This window comes from Candidatus Poriferisodalis multihospitum, from assembly GCF_028283155.1.
GTDB lineage: Bacteria > Actinomycetota > Acidimicrobiia > Acidimicrobiales > Poriferisodalaceae > Poriferisodalis > Poriferisodalis multihospitum.
In genome coordinates, this window is the sequence record NZ_JAPYOK010000040.1 from 1 (window position 1) to 22,721 (window position 22,721).

Consider the following 22,721-nt stretch of genomic DNA (forward strand, 5'->3'; position numbering starts at 1 on the left):
GCACCTCCACCAGATCGTCGGTTCGGCAAGCAGCCCGCATCACAGCGGACCCGACCCGACGACTGGTGGACGGTCGCCTATCGGCGCGGCCTCTTAGTGTCTCTCGGGGGCGGGTGATGCAAGCTCGGCGGTACGACCTGCACGCGCTGCGCGGTGACATCTTCGGCGGTGTCACTACGGCGGTAGTCGGCCTGCCTGTCGCGCTCGCCTTCGGAGTGGCCTCGGGGCTCGGCGCAATGGCCGGGCTGTACGGCGCCATCGCGCTGGGATTCTTCGCCGCCGTGTTCGGGGGGACGCGTTCGCAGATCTCGGGACCCACCGGACCCATGGCGGTGGCCATGGCTGTGGTCATCACAGAACACGCGTCGTCGCTTCAAGAAGCACTCACGGTCGTCGTGATGGCCGGGGTGATCCAGACGCTGCTGGGCATCCTGCGATTCGGCCGCTTCGTCTCCTACACGCCGTACTCGGTGATCTCGGGCTTCATGTCCGGCGTCGGCATCATCATCATCATTTTGCAGACGCTGCCGGCCCTGGGTGTGGAGAGCGCTGGCGGCGGCCCGCTCGATGTGATGCGCGCCTGGCCTGACGCCATCCTGAACCTGAACGCCGGCGCCGTGGTCATCGCCGCCGTCAGCTTGGGCGTGTGCATCTTCTGGCCCGCCCGCCTGCATCGCTGGTTCCCTGCGACGCTCGCCGCCCTCGCCGTGGGGACACTCATGGGGGTGCTGTTCCTGGGCGATGCACCGGTCATCGGCGAAGTGCCCTCCGGACTGCCGGACCTTCAGCAACCGGTGCTGTCGTTGGGCGTCCTGGCGGGAGCGGTGCAGCCCGCCATCACACTCGCACTGCTGGGAGCGGTCGACAGCCTGCTGACATCGCTGATCGCCGACTCGATGACGCGCACGCGGCACAGCCCCAACCAGGAGCTCATCGGCCAGGGTCTGGGCAACATCGCCGCAGGTCTGGTGGGCGGGCTGCCCGGGGCCGGTGCCACCGTGGGCACCGTGGTGAACATCCGGGCCGGCGGCAGCACCCGGGTGTCGGGCGCGCTGCGCGCTCTGGTGCTGCTGGCCATCGTGCTGGGAGCGGGGAGCTATGTCGAGTCGGTGCCGCTCGCTGCGCTGGCCGGCATCTTGCTGAAGGTCGGCTGGGACATCGTGGACTGGCGATTCCTCAAGCGCATGCACCGGGTGCAGCGCGAGCACCTGATGATCATGGGCATCACGATGGTGCTGACGGTGGTGCTCGACCTCATCACCGCCGTGGCGATCGGGCTCATCGTGGCGGCCATGTCGGCTGCTCGCCAGTTCGAACGGCTCCAGCTCGACGCCGTCGTGTCGGTGCCGCTGCTTGACCGGGTCTTCCTGGGGGAAGACGCCGAGGCCGGCGACGCCGATGAGGTCGCAGCCGGCGGGTTCTCTGCACGGGTCGGGCTGGTGTCGCTGCGAGGCACGTTCACCGTGGCCTCGTCGAAGAGCCTCATCGACATTCTCGGCACGGACATCGCAGAGCACGAGGTGGTGATCATCGACTTCACCGACACGGTGTACATCGACGACAGCGCGGCGATGCTGGTGGAGTACCTCATCGACACTGCTGTAGAGAGCAAGACCGAAGTGATCGTGATGGGCCTCAGCGGCCCGCCGGCAACAAGCCTGCGCGCGCTGAACGCGCTCGACAAGGTGCCGAGAAACCGGTTCGTGCCGACGCTGGACAAGGCTCGTGCAGCTGCCCGGATTCTGCTGAAGCTGCCTGAGCCGAACTGAGCCGGCCCGCGGCCGCCGCGAGGCCTGCTCAGTCGGCGGGCGAGTAGATGGGGTGGGTCCCGAACTGGTTCTTCGTGACCGGCGTGCCGGTCTCGGCGAAGTGACCCGTGCCCCGCACGACCGAGTCGAGGTAGGAGGGCAGCGGTCGGCGGATCATGTGCTCGGCGTAATGCTCCCGCTCGGCGGCCGGCACGTCGTCGCGCAGCAGCGCGATCACCTTGATGCTGAAGTCGCTGACGCCGGCCTCGGGATCCTGGGGGGTGATGCGCCATCGCACCAAAGCAGTGCGAGCCCCCGGCGGGCCGAGCACCAGGTCGTAGCCCGTGCCGTCGAACCAGTCACAGAACTCTCGCTGGTAGTGGACGCCGCTGTAGTAGTAGACGTGGTCGCGGCTGCGGGCGCCGTCCCACACGTTCACCTCGTTGCGCTCGCAGAACGGGTGGATGCTGGTGAGGTTGCCGGCCGGGCTGATGGCGGCCCAGACGTCGGCTGGTGGGGCTGCCACGGCGACCCTGCCGATGATCGGCTCCATCATCTCGTAGCCGTCGCCGGCGTACTGCCCCACCAATGCTTCGTCAGATGGCGTCAATGCGCTGCTCGTCGCTTCGTCCATGCGGCCATTGTGACCGACCGCCGCCGAGACCGCTCGGCTCAGGCTGAGCGGGGCCAGACCACCGGATAGCGGTCCAGTTCCATCACCGAGCCCGCCGCCAGTCCGTCCACGTGCAGCGCTTGGGCGGTGCCGATGCGAGGGTCGTAGCGGACGTCGGTGCCGATATAGCGGACGGCGTAGCCGCGCCGCGCCCGGCCTTGGTCCGCGTTGCCCTGCGAGCCGTGCAGGATCATCGCCCAGAAGGCGACCGCGTCGCCAGGTTCGAGATCGAACGAGATGATGTCGTAGCTGTCCCGGTTGGCCTCGATGTCGGGCACGAGCTCGTAGTCGGGATTGCGTTCGTAGTCGTGGGCGTTCGTCGGGGCGAAGGTGCGTGGCTGGAACCAGCGGTCCCAGGCGTGCGAGCCACGGACGTACTCAACCCGGCCGTTGGTGGCGTCGACGGTGTCGAGCGCGATCCAGAACGACATCACCTGGCGACCCGAGATGGGCCAGTACGGCTGGTCGTTGTGCCACGGCACCGGCTGGCTGGAACCGGGATCCTTGACGAACAGCTGGTCGTAGTACATGCGCACGATGGGCGAGCCGAACATCGCAGCCGCCAGCTCGCCGAGCCGAGACTGCGTGACGAATTCTTCGAACAGCGGGTGGAAGCGCCACAGATCCAGCGAGCCGAAGAAACCGGTGGACTCGTAGTTGTGCGCCGTAGGGCTCGGGTTGGCCATCTCGTCGGCGACGCCCCCGCGCAGCCGCTCCACCCACTCGCCGTCGACGACGTTGCGCAGCGCCACTACGCCGTCTGCGCGGAATCGCTCGATCGTGTCGTCATCGACGATGTCGTGTGCTGGTCGGTCCAGAACCGTGTCGCTCATCGTCGCCCCCTGTCGCCGACGTCGCGTGAACAGTGTCCAGTCAACACGATGCGCCTGCCGCGCCGCCAGCCGTCGCGCAGCCAGGAACTGCATCGGCCTGTGCAGCACTGTCAGACTCGGGGTCGGGAGGCGACATGAATGACGACAGCAGCGGCGGATCGGGCTCGATCCCGGGACTGCCGCCCCGGCCGCACCGGGGCTGGACGTTCGACGAGCAACCGGTCGGCAAGCGTTGGAGCACGAGCCGGCGGACGATCACCGAGACCGACTTGGTCGTGTACGCGACCCAGTTCGGCTTTGCCGAGGGGCTCTTCCTGGATGCCACAGCGGCCGAGCGCGCCGGCTACGAAGGACGGCTCGTGCCCGGCAGCCTGGTGATGTCGCTGGCTGAGGGGCTGATCATCAGCGGTGGCGCGATTGCGGGCACGGGCGTGGCGTATTTGGGCGCAACCGTCGAGGTGAAGGGCCCGACGTTCGTCGGCGACACGCTGCAGGTGGTGGCCGAGGTGACCGCTGCCCGCCTCACGTCACGGGGAGACCGCGGCATCGTGACCACCCGCAACGAGGTCTTCAACCAGCACGCCAGCCTCGTGATGGTCTACTCCCCCACCCGCATGGTCCTCTGCCGCCACGCCGACTAGCGCCGCGCGGCACCCTGCCTCAGCAGTACGGTCGACGGGATTCTCGGATCAGGTGCGGGAGACGTCATGAGCAGGTTCACGGGACGGGTGGCGATCGTGACGGGGGCGGCCGGCGGGATCGGGCTGGCTGCGTGTGAGCGATTCGCATCCGAGGGGGCGACGGTGGTGGCGGTGGACTTGGCCACCACCGACTTGGGCGCGGCGGTGGCGGCGGCTGAGTCTGCAGGCGGCGAGGCGCTGGCCGTCGGCGCCGATGTGACCAAGTCCGACGAGGTGGCCGGCTATGTGCAGGCGGCCATGGACAACTTCGGCCGGGTGGACGTGCTGTTCAACAACGCCGGCATCGAAGGCACCTACTTCCCGATGGTCGACTATCCCGAAGAGGACTTCGACCAGGTCATCGCGGTGAACGTGCGCGGCGTGTGGCTGGGCATCAAATACGCCGCGCCGGCGATGATCGCCGGCGGGGGCGGCGCCATCGTCAATACGGCGTCGGTGGCCGGCCTGTTCGGTTCACGGGGCATCTCGCCGTACTCGGCCAGCAAGCACGCCGTGGCCGGTCTCACCAAGTCCGCCGCCCTCGAGCTGGCCACATCCGGGGTGCGGGTCAACGCCGTGTGCCCATCGCCGATCGAGACGCGCATGATGCGCTCGCTCGAGACGTTCATCGGCGGCGAGAACGCCGACGACGTCCGCAAGGGAATGGCTGAACGGATTCCCGCGCAGCGCTACGGCGAGCCCCACGAGGTCGCCGCGCTCGTCGCATTCCTGGCCTCCGACGACGCCAGCTACATCACCGGCGGCCTCTACCCCATCGACGGCGGCTTCAGCGCCGGCCGCTGACGGGTGCTGGTGGGCCGGGGAGGATTCGAACCTCCGTAGGCGTAGCCGACGGGTTTACAGCCCGCTCCCTTTGTCCGCTCGGGCACCGACCCCAGAGGTGGGCAGGCTACCGGTGCACGTGGCGCCGACTGCATGGTCGAGTGCCCTGCAAGTTCCAGAGTCCGGGGCCAGATTCGGCTCGCTAGCTTGCGGCTATGGCTTCATTCGATGTTGTCTCCAAGGTGGACATGCAGGAGATCCGCAACGCGGTGGATCAGGCGTCCCGTGAGATCGCCAACCGCTACGACTTCCGCAACACGGGCAGTGCCGTGGAGCTGGGCGAGGGCGCCATCAACATGCGGTCGAGCACCGAGGATCGGCTTGCAGCGATGCGCCAGGTGCTGGAAGAAAAGCTCGTGCGCCGCCAGGTCAGCCTGAAGGCCGTCCACTACGGCAACGTCGAGGAGGCCTCGGGCGGCTCAGTGCGCCAGGCCGCTGCCCTGCAAGCGGGCATCTCGTCGGACCGGGCCCGCGAGCTCAACAAGTTCATCAAGGGTCTCGGCATCAAGGGCGTGCAATCGCAGACCCAGGGCGATCAGCTTCGGGTGATGTCAAAGAAGCGTGACGACTTGCAGGCCGTCATCGCCGAGCTCAAGGAAGGCGACTTCGACGTTCCCCTGCAGTTCGAGAACTTCCGCGACTGAACCCCCGGTACAGATCCCCGGCTAGATCGCTTCCTGCCAGGTGCCGTCGCGGAGGCGGCGGATGCGCTCTTCCATCGGCGGGTGGGTGGTGAACAGGCCCTTGAAGCCCATCCGGCGGCTAGCCAACGGGTTGGCGATGTACATCTGGGCCTGATTGGGGTCGGCCAGGCTGGGGACCGTCTTGGAGGCCACGTCCAGCTTCTCGAGCGCCCGGGCCAGCGGCTCGCCGTCGCTGATCATGCGCGCCGCGGTGCGGTCGGCCTGGTACTCGCGGCTGCGGCTGATGGCCATCTGCAGCAGCATCGCGGCGATCGGCGCCAGGATGATGAGCAGAATCTCGCCGAACGGGTTGCGGTCGTTGTCACGCCCTCCGCCCCCGAAGATCAGGGCGAACTGCGCCATGCGGGCGGCGAAGGTGATGGCCGTGGCCACAGCAGCCGCGACGGAGCCGATGAGGATGTCCCGGTTGCGGATATGGGCGAGCTCGTGCGCCAGCACGCCACGGATCTCGTACCAGCTGAGGTTCCGGATGAGCCCCTCGGTGACGCAGACCGCGGCATTCTTCGGATTGCGGCCGGTAGCGAAGGCATTGGGCTGCGGGTCGGGCGAGACGTACAGCCGGGGCATCGGCATGTCCGACAGCGTGGTGAGCTCACCCATGATCCGCCAGTACTCAGGGAGCTGATGGGGCTGGACTTCCTGGGCACGGGCGGAGCGGATGGCCAGCTTGTCGCTGAACCAGTAGCTGCCGCCCACCATGACAAAGGCGATAACGGCGGCCAATATGAGGCCGCTCTGGCCCCAGAAGCTGCCGATCCACATGATCAGGCCACCGAGCCCAGCCAGGAGAACAGTGGTCTTGGCCGTGTTTCGCACGTCGGGCTGCACCTCGTTTCGGTTGGTGTGTTGCAGACGCTGTGCTGTCGCGGTTCAGGCTAATGACGGCAGTCCGTCGCTCAGGCGCGGGGTGGGTCGCGGCAGCGGGACGGCTCTGGCGTGGATGCGGCTGTGCCTGAGTCTGCGTGCTGGGTGTTCAGTTCTTGGCGTCGACGAGGCGCCAGTCGTCAGAGCCCGGGCTGTAGCGGCCGCGGAAGTCGGGGTCGAAGGCGGCTGCCAACTCGGCGGCTGTGCCGATGGACGATCGGTATGCGTCGATGATGGCATCCTCGGCCTCGTAGTCGAAGGGGTCCTGCATACGGCGTTCCTTCGTGCTGCCGCGCCGGACCGGATTCTCTGCCAGCCAGCGGGCCGTAAGACCGACGGCTTCGACCACGCCGACCTTGTCGCGGTAGCCCAGCTCGGCAATCATCAGATCGGGCGACATTGCCCGGTGCAGCGATTCCTCTTCGCCGAGGAAGGGGCGGGCAGGCGTGGCGAGCTCGCCAGGCAGGTTCACGATGTCCAGCTCGACATCGAGGGCCGCAGCGATCACTTGAATCGTCTGTCTTGCCGTCAGGGTGTGCTCGTCGCTGATGTTGTAGGCCTTGCCGGCGGCAGCCTCGGGATGGTCGGCGGCGAGCGTGAGCGCATGGCCGGCATTGGGGCCGTACGCGGCGGCGCGCAGCGTGAGGCCCCCGTCGGCCACGATGATCCGGCGACGGCCGTCGATGATGCGGCGCACGATGAGCCACTCGCGCGGGTTGATCTGGCCGGGTCCGTAGATGAGCGGGTAGCGGAAGATCGTGGCGTCGGGGTGGTGTTCGAACAGGGTGTCTTCGGTGGCGACGATCTTCGCCACCTTGTCGTTGGCGTCGTTGACGGCACGTTCGGCAGACTCCCGCAGCGGTGTGAGCAGCCCGCGTGGCCAGTTCTCGGCCGGCCGGGCGTAGCCCCGGTAGACGGGAATGCCGCCGACGGCGATGAATTGGCCACAGCGCCCCACGAAGTACGGCGCCAGGTCGCGCAGCCGCCCGTACATGGCGTACACGACATCGAACGTGGCGCTGCCGAGGGCCTCTGCCACCTCGTTGATGCGGAACGGGTTGGTGTGGATATGGGGGACTTCGGACTCAGGCGGGAGGGTGTCGACCTCGTGGCGCCCGGTGTGCAGGACCGTGATGTCGTACCCGCGCTCGAACAGCCCGTTCACCACGCCAGGCCCAGTCGGCCCCGTGCCGCCAATCACCAACGCTGTACGAGTCACCGGCTCATGCTGTCAGGTCCGGAGTCATCACGGTGGGGCTAGTGGGGGTGGTAGCCGCTGTCGATGTAGAGCGTGGGCAGGCCGAGGTCGCGGTACATGCGGACGTTGCGCATGTCGTCGTCGATGGCGAGGCGTGGTGTGTAGCCGCACTCCAGCAGTGCTTGGGTCTGCTCGTCTTTGAACAGCGGCGACGGCTGGAAGTCGCCCATGGGCCGCATGATGAGCAGGTCCCAGCGGACCTTGTGCTTGACGAGCCAGTCGAGGGTTGCGCCCGACACCCAGGTCGGCCGGGAGGTGAGGGCCACCACCACCAGCTCGGGATTCAGCAGCACGAGCAGCTCGAAGACCTCGTCGAGCACGTCGTCGTCGCCCACGTCGGCGAAGAACGAGTCCCAGTCGCGCCAGGGCCCGTCGAGGTGGTGCTGGCGGTGAGAGGCATCGGCGAGCACGCCGTCGATGTCGACGATCACGCAGTCGCCCGGCGGCACCGGCCCATCCCGCCACCACCAGTACGCCGGCCAATCGCCCTCGGAAACCGACGCGGCAAGGGTTCGCCTGTGCCTCGGGCCCTTCGCCATGTCCAGCTCAGTCTTCGCTGGGGGCTTCGGCTGCGCGGGTGCGGATCTCCTCCACCACGCCTGCATCGGCCAGCGTGGTGGTGTCGCCAAGCTGGCGTCCTTCGGCAACGTCACGCAGCAATCGCCGCATGATCTTGCCCGAGCGGGTCTTGGGCAGGTCTGGCACCAGCACCACCGCCTTGGGCCGGGCGATCGCTCCGAGCTTGGCGGAAACGTGCTGGCGCACTTCCTCGCGCAGCGCGTCGGTGGCGTCGTGGCCGCCACGCAGGATCACGTAGCCCACGATGGCCTGGCCGGTGGTGGCATCGGTGGCGCCCACCACCGCTGCTTCGGCTACCGACGGGTGGTCGACCAGAGCCGACTCCACCTCGGTGGTGGAGATGCGGTGACCCGACACGTTCATCACGTCATCGACCCGGCCGAGCAGCCACAGGTAGCCGTCGTCGTCGATCTTGGCGCCGTCGCCGGCGAAGTAGCGGCCCTCGTACGTGCTCCAGTAGGTCTCGTGGTAGCGCTCGGGGTCGCCCCAGATGCCGCGCAGCATCGACGGCCACGGCTCGGTGATGGTCAGGTAGCCGCCGCCGCGCTCGACCTGGTTGCCGGCGTCATCCACCAGCTCCACCGAGATGCCCGGCAGCGCGTGGGTTGCCGAGCCGGGCTTGGTGGTGGTGACACCCGGCAGCGGAGTGATCATGTGGCCGCCGGTCTCGGTCTGCCACCACGTATCCACGATGGGGCACGTGCCGCCGCCGATGTGGGTGTGGTACCACATCCAGGCCTCGGGGTTGATGGGCTCGCCGACCGTGCCGAGCACCCGCAGGCTGGACAGGTCGTGCCGCTCCACCTCGACCGCACCCCACTTCATGAACGTGCGGATGGCCGTGGGGGCCGTGTAGAGCTGGGTCACGCCGTAGCGCTCGATGATGTCCCACAGCCGGTCCTTGGGCCAGCTCGCTCTGTCTTGTGTGCCTGCGACGTCGCGGAACTCTGGGCGGGGGGTGTCGGGTGTGCCCTCGTACATGACCGACGAGGCGCCGTTGGCGAGCGGCCCGTACACGATGTAGCTGTGGCCGGTCACCCAGCCGATGTCGGCGGCGCACCAGTACACGTCTGTGTCGGGCTGGAGGTCGAAGACGTAGCGGTGCGTGAACGCCACCTGGGTGAGATAGCCGCCGGTGGTGTGCATGATGCCCTTGGGCTTGGCCGTGGTGCCCGAGGTGTACAGCAGGTACAGCAGGTCTTCGGAGTCCATGTGCTCGGGCGGGCAATCGGCGGCGGCTGTGGGGCCCTCCATCAGGTCGTGGTACCAGTGGTCGACGCTGTCGTTCCACGACACGTCCTGACCGGTGCGCCGCACGACGACCACGTTCTCGATGGTGGTGGTGGCCGCCACTGAGGCATCAGCGGTGTCCTTCAGCCCGAACGGCTCGCCGCGCCGGTAGCCGCCGTCGGCGGTGATGAGCAGCTTGGCTGACGCGTCGTCGATGCGGTCCGACAGCGAATCGGCCGAGAATCCGCCGAACACCACCGAGTGGGCGGCACCGATGCGGGCGCAGGCCAGCATGGCGACCGGAAGCTCGGGAATCATCGGCATGTAGATGCACACGCGGTCGCCGCGTTCGACGCCGAGGCCTTTCAGCACGTTGGCGAACTTGCACACCTCGTCGAGCAGGTCGGCATAGGTGATCGTGCGGGTGTCGCCGGGCTCGCCTTCCCACCAGTAGGCCACTTTGTCGCCGCGGCCAGCCTCCACGTGGCGGTCGAGGCAGTTGTACGACACGTTGAGCGTGCCGCCCAAGAACCACTTCGCGAACGGCAGATCCCATTCGAGCACCGTGTGGAAATCGGTGAACCAGGTGACGTGCTCGCGGGCCTGGCGAGCCCAGAACGCCAGCCGGTCGGTCGCAGCCTCGTCATAGAGCGACCGATCTGCCGTTAGCGCCGCCGAACGGAAGCCGTCCGCGGGCTCGAAGACACGGTCTTCGACGTAGTAGTCCTCGATCGTCGCCTCGGCGCTCGTGTCAGTCATCAGAGTTCCTGTCTCGTCGTGCTGCCGGTGTACATGTGCGGATCGGACCGGCGTCGCGTGCGAAGCCCGATCCTGCTCAGCCAGATTCGCAGAGTAGTGGGCACCCACTCAGCGTCTCACGGGCGTGCCGGCTCGGGAGCAGTGCCGCTGCCAGCCCTCAGCCGACGTGCCATTCGGCGGCCCAGAAGGCGCCCATGCCGTCGGGGTCGATGAGCGCCGCTGCTTCGTCGAGCAGCGTCCGGGCGGCAAGCGTCTCGGCCGTCGGGTTGGATCGGCTTTGTTGCCAGCGCGCCCGCGCCTCCGCTGTCATGGATTCGATGCCGGACCCAATGAGCCAATCGGCTTGGGTGTTCAACGTCGCACCGGGCGGCAGCTGGTCGAAGGCCACGTCGCAGGTGATATCCGCGGTGCCTGGCGCATGCAGCGGGTTCTGTCCACGGCGTTGGGACCGGTAGGTGCGCAGCCATTCGCTCTGCGGACGCTGTGCCAGCTCGGTGGTGCGTCGCACGCCGTAGTCGAACACCAGCAGCCGGCCTCGCTCGAGCGATCGCAGCGCCCGGCGGACCCAGACCGCTGCCTTCAGCTGCAGTGGCACGCGCGCACCCGGTGCGGCGTCCGGGGCCAACATCTCGGCCATCGCCGCCGCATCGGCCGGCGCCTCCCGCAGCACTTCGGCGGCACCTTCGGGCGCAACATGCACCTCCTGCCAGTCAGCGTCTGAACGTTCGAGCAGGCGGAACGGCAGGTTGTCGAGAAGCTCGTTGGCGAGCACGGCACCCACGAAAGGGCCGTCGGGAAGATCCGGCGCTGCGCGGACGGGCTGGGACTCGCCGATTGCCTCCAGCGCCTCGGCGCGCTGGCGCGCCACGCGCTCGACCATCACGTACCGCAGTGCTTCGCTGCACGTCTCGACGTGCGCGAGCACATGGCTGCACAGCGTCCCGCGACCAGCGCCGCCCTCGACCACAACGAACGGGTCCGGCCGGCCCAGGTCGTCCCATGTGCGATCCAGGTATCGGGCGACGCACTGGGCGAACAGCGCGCCCAGCTCGACCGATGTGGCAAAGTCTCCGCCCCGAGCCGCAGGCCGTCCCCCGCACACGTAGAAGCCGGAAGGGCCGTACAGCGCCTCGTCCATGAATTCGTCGAAGCGGCGGATGTCAGGCATGGGGCTGGACACCGGGACCGTGCGCCCCGCCAGTGCTCAGCCGCCGAAGTGGAACGATGCGACGTCGCCGAAGTGGCTCACCAGACCCGGGAAGACGCCGAGCGCCAGCGTGGCAATTGCCGTGATCGCCAGCGCCGCTGCCAATGCCCCGGTCATGGGAATCTTGCCCGGAGTGAAGCGCACCATCGTGGCCTGACGGGTTTCGGTGGCCAACCACGCGTCGCCGTGCTCGTCCTGCTCGGCGGTCGCATCGGCCGAGCCGACCGCTTCGTCAAGATCGATCTCGTCGTCGCCTCCGGAATCGACCCCCAGCGCCACCGTCTCGGGCACTGGCTGGAACCACATCTGCACCAGCACCCGGGCGTAGTAGCCGAACGCGATCACCGCGTTGACGGCCACGATGACGGCGAGCACCCAGCCGGCCGGCGTGCTCGCGTCGGCCAGTGCTCGGAAGATCACGAACTTGGCGAACCAGCCGCCCGCTGGCGGTATGCCGGCCAGCGCCGCCAGGAACAGCGTCATCAGCACCGCCATGCCAGGTGCGTAGTTGAACAGCCCGCCGTAGCTCGAGATCTCGCCTGAGCGGGTGCGCCGTGACACCGCCAGCACCACGCTGAACGCCCCCAGATTCATGAAGGCGTAGATGATGGCGTAGACGATGATCGCCTCGTACGCGCTGGGCAGCACGTTGGTGGTGATGTCGGCGCCAGGGACGGTCCAGGCATCGCCCTCGAACGCCACGGCGAAGGGCACCAGCATGAAGCCGCCCTGCGCCACGCCCGAGTAGGCCAGCATCCGCACGATGTTCGTTTGGCGCAGCGCGATCAGGTTGCCCACGGTCATCGTCACCGCGGCCAGCACCCAGAAGAACGGCTGCACGACGTCGGCGGCCCCCTCGAAGGCCACGAACACCAGCGCCAGCAGCGCCACCAGGCCTGCCGCCTTCGACGCCACCGACAGGAACGCCGTGACCGGCGTGGGAGCACCCTCGTAGGTGTCGGGCGCCCACGTGTGGAACGGCACGGCCGACACCTTGAACGCGAAGCCGATCAGCACGAACAGGATCGCCACGATGACGATCGGGCTCGCGCCCTCGCCCGTCAGCGCGGCGGCAATCGTCCCGAAGTCGGTGTCGCCGGCCACGCCGAACACCAGCGACATGCCGTACAGCATCACCGCCGAGGCGAAAACCCCCATCAGGTAGTACTTCAGGCCGGCCTCGTTGGAACGCGGACCGCCCTTGCGCCACGCCGCCAGCATGTACGCCGGGATCGACAGCAGCTCCAGCGCCACGAACACGCTCACCAGATCGCGCGAGCTGGCCATCATCACCATGCCCAGCAGCGAGGTCAGCAGCAGCGTGTAGTACTCGTTCTCGTAGTAGTCGCCCTCGCGCACGTAGTCGACCGACATCAGCACCACCAAGTATCCGGCCAGGATGAACAGCGCCTTGAGCACCAGCGAGAAGTCGTCGACCACATAGGCCCCGCCGAACATGGGCCGCTCGGCGCCGTCGGCTGCCAGGGTCAGGATCGGCACCAGCGTGACCAGCAGGCCGACGCCGGTCAGCGTGGGCATTATCCGCTTGGCCTTGTCGTCGAACGCGATGTCGGCGACGGTCACCAGCGTGCCGACGGCCAGCAGGGTCAACTCGGGCGCGAGCGCGTGCCAGTCAAGATCCGGCCGCACAAACGCGAGAAGTGCCCCGAGGTTCATCGTCAGCTCCCGGCCACCGCTGCGCTGATGCTCTCTGCGATGCCCACCGACACGTCATCGACCACGCCGAAGATCAATCCGGGCACCCAGCCGAAGAGCACCATCGCGATGATGAGCGGCGTCCACGCCGCCCACTCGTAGCGGTTCACATCGGCGATCGTGTGGCCTTCCCATTCGGGCTTGGGCTCACCGAAGGCGCTGCGCTGGAACAGCCACAGCAGGTAACCGGCGGCAAACACGGTTCCCACGGCGGCGATCACCATGTAGGTGCGGAAGGTCGCCTCAGACAGACCGGCGCCGGGGTTGTAGGCCGACAGGATCGCTGGGAACTCGCCCCAGAATCCCGCCAAGCCCGGCAGGCCCAGCGAGGCCATCGCGGAGATCGCCAGGATCCAGCCCATGCGAGGGGCCGACTTCAGCAGGCCGCCCAGCCGGCTGATCTCGAGCGTGTGGTAGCGCTCTTTCACCGAACCGGCCAGGAAGAACAGCATCCCGGTGATGATCCCGTGGGCCACCATGCCGAACACTGCGGCGTTGATGCCGATGTCGGTCAGCGTGGCGATGCCGAGCATCACGAAGCCCATGTGGGCCACTGAGCTGAACGCGATGAGGCGTTTCATATCGGTCTGCGCCAGGCAGCCCAAGGCGCCGTAGATGATGCCGATCACCGCCAGCAGGCCGATCCATGGCGCCCACGCCGCAGCGCCTTCGGGCAGGAACGGCAGCGCTATCCGCACGAAGCCGTAGGTGCCGAGCTTCAGCAGGATCGCTGCCAGGATCACCGAGCCCACGGTGGGCGCCTCGGTGTGCGCGTCGGGCAGCCACGTGTGGAAGGGGAACATCGGCACCTTGATGCCGAAGCCCATGAACAAACCGGCGAAGATGATCGCCTGGGTGCCCCGGGCCAGGTCGCCGCCCGCGGCTTTCGCCAGCTCGCGCATATCGAACGTGGTGAGCGCTGTCCCGACGTCGTTGGTGGCCACGAAGTACAGCGCCACGAAACTGACGATCATCAGCGCCGAGCCGAAGAGCGTGAACAAGAAGAACTTCAGCGAGGCGTAGCGGCGGTTCTCGCCGCCCCATACGCCGATCATGAAGTACATCGGCAGCAGCACGACCTCGAAGAAGACGAAGAACAGGATCAGGTCCTGCGCCACGAAGGTGCCGTTCATGCCCGACGCCAAAATCAGCATCAGGATCAAGAAGGCCTTGGCGTTGCCCGGCTCGGGGATGTGCTCCCACGAATAAATCACGCACAACGGGATGATCACCATCGACAGGATCAGCAGCGGCAGTGACAGGCCGTCGAGCCCCATGATGTAGTCGGCGTCGATGGCGTTGATCCAGCCCTTCTCCACGACGAACTGCAGCGATCCGGCGTTGCCGTAGTCGAAGGCGAACAGCAGGTACACGCCGACCGCCAGCGACGCCAGCGAGGCCCCGAGGGCGATGGTCTTCAGCTCGAGCTCGCGCGCACGGGGCACCGCCATCATCACGAGCGCGCCGACGGCCGGCAGGAACACCGCGAGCGTCAGCGCCCAAGCGTCGAATCCAGTTGCGTCCACTAGAGCCCATGCGGCCCGGTGTTGCGCCAGAAGTAGATGAACGTTATGGCGATGCCGGCCAGCGCCAGCGCGAGGCCAACGAGCGCCAGCCACAGCGACGGATCGGGATGCGACAGCCCGATCGCATTCAGGTAGTGCGTCGGCTCGGCGTAGGTCTGCACGAGATGCGCGAGGCCTTCAAGACCGAAGAGCTCCAGCACCGGCGTCGGCAGGTTGAAGGCGCCCGCCACCACCGCCATGACCGCCAGAATCCACAGCGGCACCGTCATGACCTTGGGCGACTCGTGCGGGTGGCCGTGACCCCGGTATTCGCCCCAGAACGTGTACCAGATGACCCGGGTCATGTACGCGGCGGTCAGCAATGCCACCACGCAGCCGAAGATGAGCATGAGCGGGTACGCGTTCTGTTGCCCGGCGAGCGCCCCCAGCAAGATTTCGTCCTTCGACCAGAATCCGGCGAAGGGGAAGATGCCGGCTAGCGCCAGCGTCGAGATCACGAACGTCTTGTAGGTGTGCGGCATGTACTTGCGCAGGCCGCCCATCTCGCGCATGTCGAAGGTGTGGTGGGCCGCATGGCTGACCGAGCCGGCCCCCAGGAACAGGCAGGCCTTGAAGAAGGCATGCGTGAACAGGTGGAACATGGCCGCAGTCCACGCACCCACGCCCAGCGCCATCACCATGTAGCCGAGCTGGCTGACGGTGCTGTAGGCCAGCACCTTCTTGATGTCCCACTGGGCGAACGCCAGCCCGGCGCCGGCCAGCGCCGTGAAGCCGCCGATGAACGCCATCAGGTTGATCGAGGAGGTGCCGATGGAGAAGCCCTCGAAGAAGACCGGGTAGAGGCGGCCGATCATGAACACGCCCGCCACGACCATGGTCGCCGCATGGATCAGCGCTGAGACCGGCGTGGGGCCGGCCATGGCGTCGGGCAGCCACGTGTGCAGCGGGAACTGGCCCGATTTGGAGCACACCGCAGCCATGAGCGCTATCGACGCCATCAGCAGGGCGAAGTGATACGGGTTGGCCATTCCTGCGGCCGCCGCTTCCTGGCTCGCGTCGCCGATCTTCGTGTTGATCTCGTGGATGCTGAACGTGCCGAAAGTGCCAAAGAGGATCGCGACGCCGACCAGCAGGCCGATGTCGCCGACGCGATTGGTCAGGAAAGCCTTGACGGCCGCGTCGGTATTCGGTCGCTCCTCCCACCAATGCCCGATCAGCACGAAGCTGCACACGCCCACCAGCTCCCAGCCCACGATCATCTGGACCAGGTTCTGGGCCATCACGAAGAACAGCATCGAGGCGGTGAACAGGCTCAGGAAGGCGTAGTAGTGGACGAAGCGCCGGTCGCCCTTCACATACTCGCTGGAATAGATGTGCACGAGCAGCGAGATGGACGTGACCACGATCAGCAGCAGCACCGTCTGGCCGTCGACCAAGGTGCCGATGGCGAAGCTCTCAAGGCCCGACGACCACCAGCCGCCGACCTTGGAGATCACCGGCTCAGTGGTGGCGTAGCCATGCCCGTCATCCGCGTGGCCGTCGTCTCCCGCGGCCAGATGCAGGGTGCCGTTGGCGCCGCTGAGAGCACCGTCAAGCGGCTCGGCGTCTGCGCCCGCAGCACTCAGCCCCTCATTGACCTCGATGAGCGCATGCTCGGCGTCGTCGTACTTGGATGACGTGCTGTCTTCCACCCGGGTGATCCACGACACCGCGGCGATCATCGAGAGGATCCACACGATGCCGACCGCGGTGATGCCCACTTTCTGGACCCGCTCGACGCCGATGACGCTGCGGCCGAACAGCAGGATGACGACGAAGGAGATCGCCGGGATCAGCGGGATGAGAAAGGCGTTCTCAAGGATCCACATACGCCGACGCTCAGCCCTTCATCAGGTCGAACTCGTCGACCGCGATCGACTTGCGGTTGCGGTACAGCAACAGCACGATGGCCAGGCCCACGCCCACCTCGGCGGCTGCCACCGCAATGATGAACAGGGCGAACACCTGCCCCGACACCACGTCGTGCTGCAGTCCGAACGCCACGAAGTTGAGGTTGACAGCGTTCAGCATCAGCTCGATCGACATCAGCACCATGACTGCGTTGCGGCGCGCCAGCACGCCATAGACACCGACAGCGAACAGCACGGCACCGAGCAGCAGGAACTGGTTCAGCAGCATGCGCCGACCTTCCTGGCGACTGTCTCTTCGGCGCTTGGCACCGTCGAACCCACTGCCGTGGCCCGGATCACTGTTTCGTCCATCACGGCCCCTCAGTCCCGCCGTGCCAGCACGACGGCGCCGATCAGCGCTGCCAGCAGCAGCACCGAGACGGCCTCGAACGGGATGATGTACTGCGAGAAGACCGAGTCCGACACGTCAGCCGTGCGGAAGACCGTGTTGTCGGTGGCCAGCGAATCGGTGCCGAAGCGATCGATGAGGGCGTAGACGGTGATGCCGCCCAGGGCCAGCGCCGACAGTGCGGCAACCGGCCAGGTGGCCCCGGTCATCTGGGGTATTCGCCCGATCGGGGCCCGCGTCAGCATGATGCCGAACAGGAACAGCACCATCACGGCGCCGATGTAGACGAGCACCTGCGTGGTGGCGATGAACTCAGCCGTCAGCAGCACGTAGTTGGCCGCAAGGCCGCCCAGCACCATCACCAGGAACAGCGCTGCGTGCACGATGTTGCGCGTCGAGACCATGCCAATGGCAGCCAGCACGGTGATTCCCGCGATGATGCCGAAGGCGATGTTCTGCGCAACCATCGGGCGATCTAGCTCCCGGCCTCAAGCTTGCGTGCCGGCGCTGTGTCGTCTGCCCCGAGCTTGCGTGCCGGCGCGAAGTCATCAGCGCCGAACTCGGGAACCTTGCGCACCTTCTGCTCCGAGCCGGGCTCGTACTCCAGGAACTCGGGCACGGTTTCCATCCACTCGCTGAGGCGGATGCGGTCGTGCAGCAGGTCGGCGATGTGCGGCTCTGAGTATTCGTACTCGGGCGTCCAGAACAGTGCGTCGAACGGGCACACCTCCACGCAGATGCCGCAGTACATGCACAGCGCGTAGTCGATGTCGAAGCGGTCGACCACATTGACCGAGCGCACTGCGCCGCCGGCCCGCCGGGGCGGCGCCTTCACCTTGTGGCCCTCGATGTAGATGCACCAGTCGGGGCAGGAACGCGAGCACAGCATGCAGGCCGTGCAGTTCTCCTCGTGCAGGGCGATCACGCCCCGTGCCCGATCGGGCGGGGCTTCCTTCTCGTGCGGGTACTGCACGGTGACCGAGCCTTGCTGCGGGGCAGGGATGAGCGTGCGCATGCCCCGCTTGGGAAACAGCGTGCGCATTGCGGTGCGCGCCGTCACGCCAAGGCCTTTCAGCAGTCCGGGAAGCTGTGGCATCTAGAGCACCACCTTGAAGATTCCGGTCACGACGCCCTTATGGAGTCCGGCGAGGTGTCGCATCTAGAGCACCACCTTGAAGATTCCGGTCACGACAATGTTCGCGAGCGAGAGCGGGATGAGGACCTTCCAGGCGAACTTCTGCAGCTGGTCCTCGCGCAGGCGTGGGTAGGTGAAGCGGATCCAGAAGATGATGAAGGCCACCACCAGGATCTTGACGAGCATCACCACGGGGCCGAGCACGTTGAGCACCGGGGCATCGAAGTCGAAGCCCGGGATCCACCAGCCGCCCAGGAACATCACGGTAGCGAGCGCTGAGAAGGCGAATGCCGTGGCCACCTCGGCCATGAAGAACAGCAGGAAGCGGAAGCCCGTGTACTCCACGTGGAAGCCGCCGACGAGCTCGGTCTCGGCCACGGGCATGTCGAACGGCGTCTGGGTCAGCTCGGCCTGGGCGGCGATCATGAAGATCAGAAAGCCGACGAACTGCGTCAGGATGAACGGGTTGCCGATGAGGCCGAAGCCGAAGATCTCGCCCTCCGCCTGGGCTCGCACGATCTGCTGCAAGTTGAGCGAGTCGGCCTGGATGACCACACCCATGACCGCGAGGATCAGCGGCAACTCGTATGCGATGAGCTGACCTGCCGCACGCAGGCCGCCGAGCAAGGCGTACTTGTTGGCCGACGCCCAGCCCGCCATCAGCACGCCCAGCACCGACAGCGACGAAACGGCCATCGCATAGAAGATCCCCGTGTCGAGGTTCTCCACCACCGCGTCGGGGCCGGTAGGCAGCACCACGAAGAGCAGGAACGACGAGGCCAGCACCACCACGGGGGCTGCCCGGAACACTCGCCGGTCGGCGGCGGCGGGGTGGATGTCTTCCTTCTGGAGGAACTTGACCGCGTCGGCGATGAGCTGCAGCGTGCCGTAGGGGCCGACGTCTTGGGGGCCGAGCCGGCTCTGCATGAACGCCATCATCTTGAGCAGGAACAGGTAGCCGAGCATGAGCGCGGCAGTCGGGATGACGATGAGCGCGACGCCCAGCTTGATGCTGGTCTCCGCCCAGTACGCCAGCCCCAGCAGGTCGGTCACCGGTCGATATCCCCGAGGATGAAGTACAGCGAGCCGAGGATGGTGATGATGTCGGGCACGTACGTGCCCCGCATCACCCACGGCACCACCGAGATGTTGCTGAAGCTGGGCGTGCGGATCTTCACCCGGAACGGGCCCAGACCGCCCTTGGACACCACGTAGTAGCCCATCTCGCCCAGCGGGTTCTCGGTGGAGACGTACGCCTCGCCGGCCGGCACCTTGATGATGCGCGGCACTTTGGCCATGATCGGGCCTGAGGGGATGCCGTCGAGCAGCTGGTCCACGATCTTGGTGGCCTCGCGGGTCTCCTGCAGGCGCACCCAGTAGCGGGCGAACGAGTCGCCGTCGGGATGGGTCCAGACCCGCCAGTCCACCTGGTCCCAGGCGAGGCCCGGGTTGGCATCGCGGCGCAGGTCCCAGTCGACCCCGCTGGCGCGGAGGTTGGCGCCCGACAGGCCGTAGCTGAGCGCCACGTCACCCGGGATCACGCCGACGCTGCGGCAGCGAGTCTGGAAGATCTCGTTGCCCATGAGCAGGTCTTCCATCTCGTCGCAGAAACCGCGCATCTTGGCCATGACAGCGTGCGTCTCGGCTATCCAGCCGCGGGGAATGTCGTCTTTGAGGCCGCCGATGCGGTCGAAGTTGGGGTGGAAGCGGCCGCCGGTGACTTCCTCGATCTGGTTGAGCACCCGCTCGCGGTCGCGGAAGGCGAAGAACACCGGGGTGAGCGCTCCGACCTGCACGCCCATGTCGCCCAGGAACAGCGACACGTTCGCGATGCGGCTCAGCTCGAACAGGATGGTGCGGATCCACTGGGCACGGGGCGGGGCCTCCACGCCCATCAGCTGCTCGGCCGCCAGGATGAACGGCACCTCGTTGGCGAAGCTGCCCAGCCAGTCGATGCGGTTGATCAGCGTGGTGCACTGCGGGTAGGTGCGGACCTCGCAGAGCTTCTCGTAGCCGCGGTGCATGTAGCCCATCAGCGGCTCGGCGGAGATGACCTGCTCGCCGTCGAGCTGGCAGGCGATGCGCAGCGTGCCGTGGGTGGCGGGGTGCTGCGGGCCGATGTTGAGCGTCATGTCGCCGGTGTCGAGTTCGACATTGACGCGGGCGTCGGCGGCTTGGGCCGCCACGTAGGCCTGCTGCTCACGCAGCGCTGATGCCGTCGGCGGGGGACTCACGTTCCGGCTCCCGACGCTTCGAACGCGGCCATCACCTCGGCCTCGAGCTGGGCTTCGAGCTCGGGCGGGATCTCTTCGATGTCGACCACGCCGGGCCACGGCTTGACCGCACGTGCCAGCAGGGGGAAGTCCTTGCGCAGCGGGTGACCCTCGAACTCGGTGGGCAGGTAGATGTGCGCCAGGTTCGGATGACCATCGAAGACGAGGCCGAACATCTCGTGGGCCTCCCGCTCGTGCCAGTCGGCCCCGGCGAAGACGTCGATGATCGACGGCACCGATGCGGGAGCACTGGACCCGTCGCTGCTGGCGGCCTCGGGCACATCAGCCTTGATGAGCACGGCGGCGTGCCGGGCCGGCGAATGCAGTTGCGCGAGCAATTGGAAGCGGGTCTCGCCGCCGCCTCGCCGCACTGTCTCCTCGGCTGTGGCGCTGGAAGCCTCGTCATCTTCCTCGCCGACGCCGGCGGCGTCGAATTCGGTGTCCTCGTAGCGGCCTTCGGGCGCATCGGTCCAGTCGATGGCCGACAAGAATCCGAAGTAGGCGAAGCCTGCATCGCGCAGCGCCGACATCGCGGCATGCCAATGCTCAATGTCGATGCGCAGCCAGAGGTTCTGGCCCGCTTCCACATGGGATTCGACCACCGCATCGCCGAGCAATTCGGACAGTTCGGCGGCGAGCGCGTCACGCGCCTCGTCGCCTGGCGCCGCATCGCCGTCGGCCTGGTCCTCGCCGGTGTCGTCGGCCATGACTACGGCTGCGCCGATCCCGCGGGTACTGCCGACGCGCCTGCCGAGGTCGGCGCTGTGCTCGATGCTCCCGGCGCTGCCGGGACACGTGTCGATGATGGTGCCGAGGGCGGCCCAGTGCCTGATGCTCCCGGCGAGGCCGGGACGACGATCGGCTCGCCGCGCCAGCGTTCTTGCATGTCCTCGCGCTGGATGCGCTCCTGCAGCAGCACGATGCCTTCCAGCAGCGCCTCGGGCCGCGGCGGGCAGCCGGGCACGTACACATCGACCGGAATGACCTGATCCACGCCCTTGGTCACCGAGTAGCTGTCCCAGTACGGCCCGCCGCAGTTGGCGCACGAGCCCATCGAGATGACGTATTTGGGCTCGGGCATCTGCTCGTACAGGCGGCGGATGACCGGCGCCATCTTGTCGGTGACGGTGCCGGAGATCACCACCAGATCGGCTTGGCGTGGGCTGGCCGGAAACGGAATGACGCCCAGACGCATCACGTCATAGCGGGGCGAACCGAATGCGGCGCCCATCTCGATGGCGCAGCACGCCAAGCCCCACTGGTACACCCACAGCGAGCGTGCCCGGCCGAAGTTCAGCAGCCAGCTCAGCGGCTTGGGCAGTTTGACCTTGTCGACCAGTGCCATCGTGGGATTCCCTCAGCCCCTCACACCCAGCGCAGGACGCCTTTGCGCCATGCGTAGAACAGGCCCAGCACCAGGATGAAGATGAAGATCGCCATCTCGACCAGGCCGAACAGGGCATACACGTCGAGCCGCGTCGCCCACGGAAAGATGAACACGGCCTCCACGTCGAACAGCACGAACAGCACTGCGAACACGTAGTACCGGATCTGGCTCTGGGTCCAGTCGCTGCCGACCGGATCGACGCCGCTCTCGTATGCAATGAGCTTCTGAGGCGTCGGTCGCTGCGGCCGCAGGACGCGTGCGACTCCGAACATCGTGAAGGCCATCAAGACTGCCGCTGCGCCGAAGATTGCGACGGTCAGATAGCTCCGCAAGAGGTCGGACACGGACCGCAACGCTAGCGACTTCGCGCCACCCTGCGCCGAATCATGTCGGGCGATTCAAGCGTTGGGGCGACGGCCTCAGGCGCGGTCACTCAGCTCGCCTCATTGCATCGACATCGGCAAGTTGTCCGGAGTTGAGGGCTGTTGCGGTTGTGCCGGTTCGCCCTGACGCCGCTTTCGCACCCATATGCGCCAACCAACGACGGTGACGAGGCCGCACACGAAGACATAGAGCGTCACCGTGGTTTTGCTGACGGGCGGGAAAGCCCACTCCAGCAAAGGAGGCGCTGCGACGTAGCCAGCGAGGTACGCAGGCAGGAATGCGCAGAAATAGGCCAGCCAGTGGCGCCGCGGCAGTGCCTCGCACAGCCGGCGGGGGTGCACGATAAGACGCCATCGCCCGCGGCGGTTTGCCTTCTCCTGCCACAGGGCCTCTGGGGTCATGATCAGCGCATACAGCAGCGGGTAGATCGCGCTCACTGTGGCGGCGCCAATGATGATGTTGCGCCACAGGTGATAGTGGTACTCGTCGCGGCAGATGTGGCGGGGATCCTCAGGGCTTCCTTCGACGGCAACGCCGTCGATCTCGGTCCAGCCGAAGAAGCAATGCTCCAGGGGATGCGCCCCGACCGGACTCGCTGCAACTGCCATCAACGTCAAGGGCAGC

The 22,721-nt window shown here is 67.0% G+C and carries 23 protein-coding genes and 1 tRNA gene; 4 read left to right on the forward strand and 20 right to left on the reverse strand.

Annotated elements, in window-relative coordinates:
- Nucleotides 1–116 precede the first annotated feature (116 nt).
- Nucleotides 117–1,769, forward strand: coding sequence for a SulP family inorganic anion transporter (locus VI480_RS03160; RefSeq protein WP_323671363.1), 1,653 nt, complete (start codon nt 117–119; stop codon nt 1,767–1,769).
- Between the two features lie 28 nt (nt 1,770–1,797).
- Here the strand turns inward: VI480_RS03160 and VI480_RS03165 are convergent, their stop codons facing one another.
- Nucleotides 1,798–2,382 (reverse strand): SRPBCC family protein, encoded by a 585-nt coding sequence (locus VI480_RS03165; protein ID WP_323671364.1) that lies wholly within the window; start codon nt 2,380–2,382, stop codon nt 1,798–1,800.
- A gap of 38 nt (nt 2,383–2,420) precedes the next feature.
- Nucleotides 2,421–3,254, reverse strand: a complete 834-nt coding sequence (locus VI480_RS03170; protein ID WP_323671365.1) for a phytanoyl-CoA dioxygenase family protein — start codon at nt 3,252–3,254, stop codon at nt 2,421–2,423.
- A gap of 134 nt (nt 3,255–3,388) precedes the next feature.
- Here VI480_RS03170 and VI480_RS03175 point away from each other — a divergent pair, with 134 nt between their 5' ends.
- Nucleotides 3,389–3,895, forward strand: coding sequence for a MaoC family dehydratase (locus VI480_RS03175; RefSeq protein ID WP_323671366.1), 507 nt, complete (start codon nt 3,389–3,391; stop codon nt 3,893–3,895).
- Nucleotides 3,896–3,961: 66 nt separating this feature from the next.
- Nucleotides 3,962–4,738 carry an SDR family NAD(P)-dependent oxidoreductase gene (locus VI480_RS03180; protein ID WP_323671367.1) on the forward strand — a complete coding sequence of 259 codons (777 nt, stop codon included), beginning with the start codon at nt 3,962–3,964 and terminating at the stop codon, nt 4,736–4,738.
- A 7-nt stretch (nt 4,739–4,745) separates the two neighbouring features.
- Here VI480_RS03180 and VI480_RS03185 read toward each other — a convergent pair.
- Nucleotides 4,746–4,830, reverse strand: a tRNA-Tyr gene (locus tag VI480_RS03185).
- Between the two features lie 102 nt (nt 4,831–4,932).
- Between VI480_RS03185 and VI480_RS03190 the strand changes: the two genes are divergently transcribed.
- Nucleotides 4,933–5,421, forward strand: coding sequence for a YajQ family cyclic di-GMP-binding protein (locus VI480_RS03190; protein ID WP_323671368.1), 489 nt, complete (start codon nt 4,933–4,935; stop codon nt 5,419–5,421).
- Between the two features lie 21 nt (nt 5,422–5,442).
- Here VI480_RS03190 and VI480_RS03195 read toward each other — a convergent pair whose 3' ends face one another.
- The 17 genes from VI480_RS03195 to VI480_RS03275 form a co-directional block, all read right to left on the reverse strand.
- The gene (locus tag VI480_RS03195; protein WP_323671369.1) at nt 5,443–6,297 is read right to left on the reverse strand and encodes a zinc metalloprotease HtpX; all 855 of its coding nucleotides are present in this window, start codon (nt 6,295–6,297) and stop codon (nt 5,443–5,445) included.
- A gap of 157 nt (nt 6,298–6,454) precedes the next feature.
- Nucleotides 6,455–7,564, reverse strand: a complete 1,110-nt coding sequence (locus VI480_RS03200) for a hypothetical protein (RefSeq protein WP_323671370.1) — start codon at nt 7,562–7,564, stop codon at nt 6,455–6,457.
- Nucleotides 7,565–7,602: 38 nt separating this feature from the next.
- Entirely contained in the window at nt 7,603–8,142 is a 540-nt protein-coding gene (locus VI480_RS03205) for a hypothetical protein (protein WP_323671371.1), read from the reverse strand.
- 7 nt (nt 8,143–8,149) lie between these two features.
- Nucleotides 8,150–10,171, reverse strand: coding sequence for an acetate--CoA ligase (acs, locus tag VI480_RS03210; RefSeq protein ID WP_323671372.1), 2,022 nt, complete (start codon nt 10,169–10,171; stop codon nt 8,150–8,152).
- Nucleotides 10,172–10,328: 157 nt separating this feature from the next.
- Nucleotides 10,329–11,339: an SAM-dependent methyltransferase gene (locus VI480_RS03215; RefSeq protein ID WP_323671373.1), complete on the reverse strand. Its 1,011-nt coding sequence runs from the start codon at nt 11,337–11,339 to the stop codon at nt 10,329–10,331.
- A 36-nt stretch (nt 11,340–11,375) separates the two neighbouring features.
- Complete coding sequence (locus VI480_RS03220; RefSeq protein WP_323671374.1) at nt 11,376–13,055, reverse strand: NADH-quinone oxidoreductase subunit N; 1,680 nt, start codon at nt 13,053–13,055, stop codon at nt 11,376–11,378.
- A 2-nt stretch (nt 13,056–13,057) separates the two neighbouring features.
- Entirely contained in the window at nt 13,058–14,620 is a 1,563-nt protein-coding gene (locus VI480_RS03225; RefSeq protein WP_323671375.1) for an NADH-quinone oxidoreductase subunit M, read from the reverse strand.
- A complete protein-coding gene (locus VI480_RS03230) occupies nt 14,620–16,488 on the reverse strand; it encodes an NADH-quinone oxidoreductase subunit L (protein WP_323671376.1) in 1,869 nt (622 codons plus the stop codon). Before VI480_RS03230 ends, VI480_RS03225 begins: the two co-directional genes overlap by 1 nt.
- A gap of 10 nt (nt 16,489–16,498) precedes the next feature.
- Nucleotides 16,499–16,798 (reverse strand): NADH-quinone oxidoreductase subunit NuoK, encoded by a 300-nt coding sequence (gene nuoK, locus VI480_RS03235; protein WP_323671377.1) that lies wholly within the window; start codon nt 16,796–16,798, stop codon nt 16,499–16,501.
- A 92-nt stretch (nt 16,799–16,890) separates the two neighbouring features.
- Nucleotides 16,891–17,385 (reverse strand): NADH-quinone oxidoreductase subunit J, encoded by a 495-nt coding sequence (locus VI480_RS03240; RefSeq protein WP_323671378.1) that lies wholly within the window; start codon nt 17,383–17,385, stop codon nt 16,891–16,893.
- 8 nt (nt 17,386–17,393) lie between these two features.
- Complete coding sequence (locus VI480_RS03245; protein ID WP_323671379.1) at nt 17,394–18,014, reverse strand: NADH-quinone oxidoreductase subunit I; 621 nt, start codon at nt 18,012–18,014, stop codon at nt 17,394–17,396.
- Nucleotides 18,015–18,077: 63 nt separating this feature from the next.
- Entirely contained in the window at nt 18,078–19,106 is a 1,029-nt protein-coding gene (gene nuoH, locus VI480_RS03250; protein ID WP_323671380.1) for an NADH-quinone oxidoreductase subunit NuoH, read from the reverse strand.
- A complete protein-coding gene (locus tag VI480_RS03255; protein WP_323671381.1) occupies nt 19,103–20,287 on the reverse strand; it encodes an NADH-quinone oxidoreductase subunit D 1 in 1,185 nt (394 codons plus the stop codon). Before VI480_RS03255 ends, nuoH begins: the two co-directional genes overlap by 4 nt.
- A complete protein-coding gene (locus VI480_RS03260; RefSeq protein ID WP_323671382.1) occupies nt 20,284–21,033 on the reverse strand; it encodes an NADH-quinone oxidoreductase subunit C in 750 nt (249 codons plus the stop codon). Before VI480_RS03260 ends, VI480_RS03255 begins: the two co-directional genes overlap by 4 nt.
- A 2-nt stretch (nt 21,034–21,035) precedes the next feature.
- Nucleotides 21,036–21,671, reverse strand: a complete 636-nt coding sequence (gene nuoB, locus VI480_RS03265) for an NADH-quinone oxidoreductase subunit NuoB (RefSeq protein WP_323671383.1) — start codon at nt 21,669–21,671, stop codon at nt 21,036–21,038.
- 20 nt (nt 21,672–21,691) lie between these two features.
- Nucleotides 21,692–21,997: an NADH-quinone oxidoreductase subunit A gene (locus VI480_RS03270; RefSeq protein ID WP_416246632.1), complete on the reverse strand. Its 306-nt coding sequence runs from the start codon at nt 21,995–21,997 to the stop codon at nt 21,692–21,694.
- Between the two features lie 159 nt (nt 21,998–22,156).
- Entirely contained in the window at nt 22,157–22,705 is a 549-nt protein-coding gene (locus VI480_RS03275; RefSeq protein WP_323671385.1) for a hypothetical protein, read from the reverse strand.
- Nucleotides 22,706–22,721: the final 16 nt, after the last annotated feature.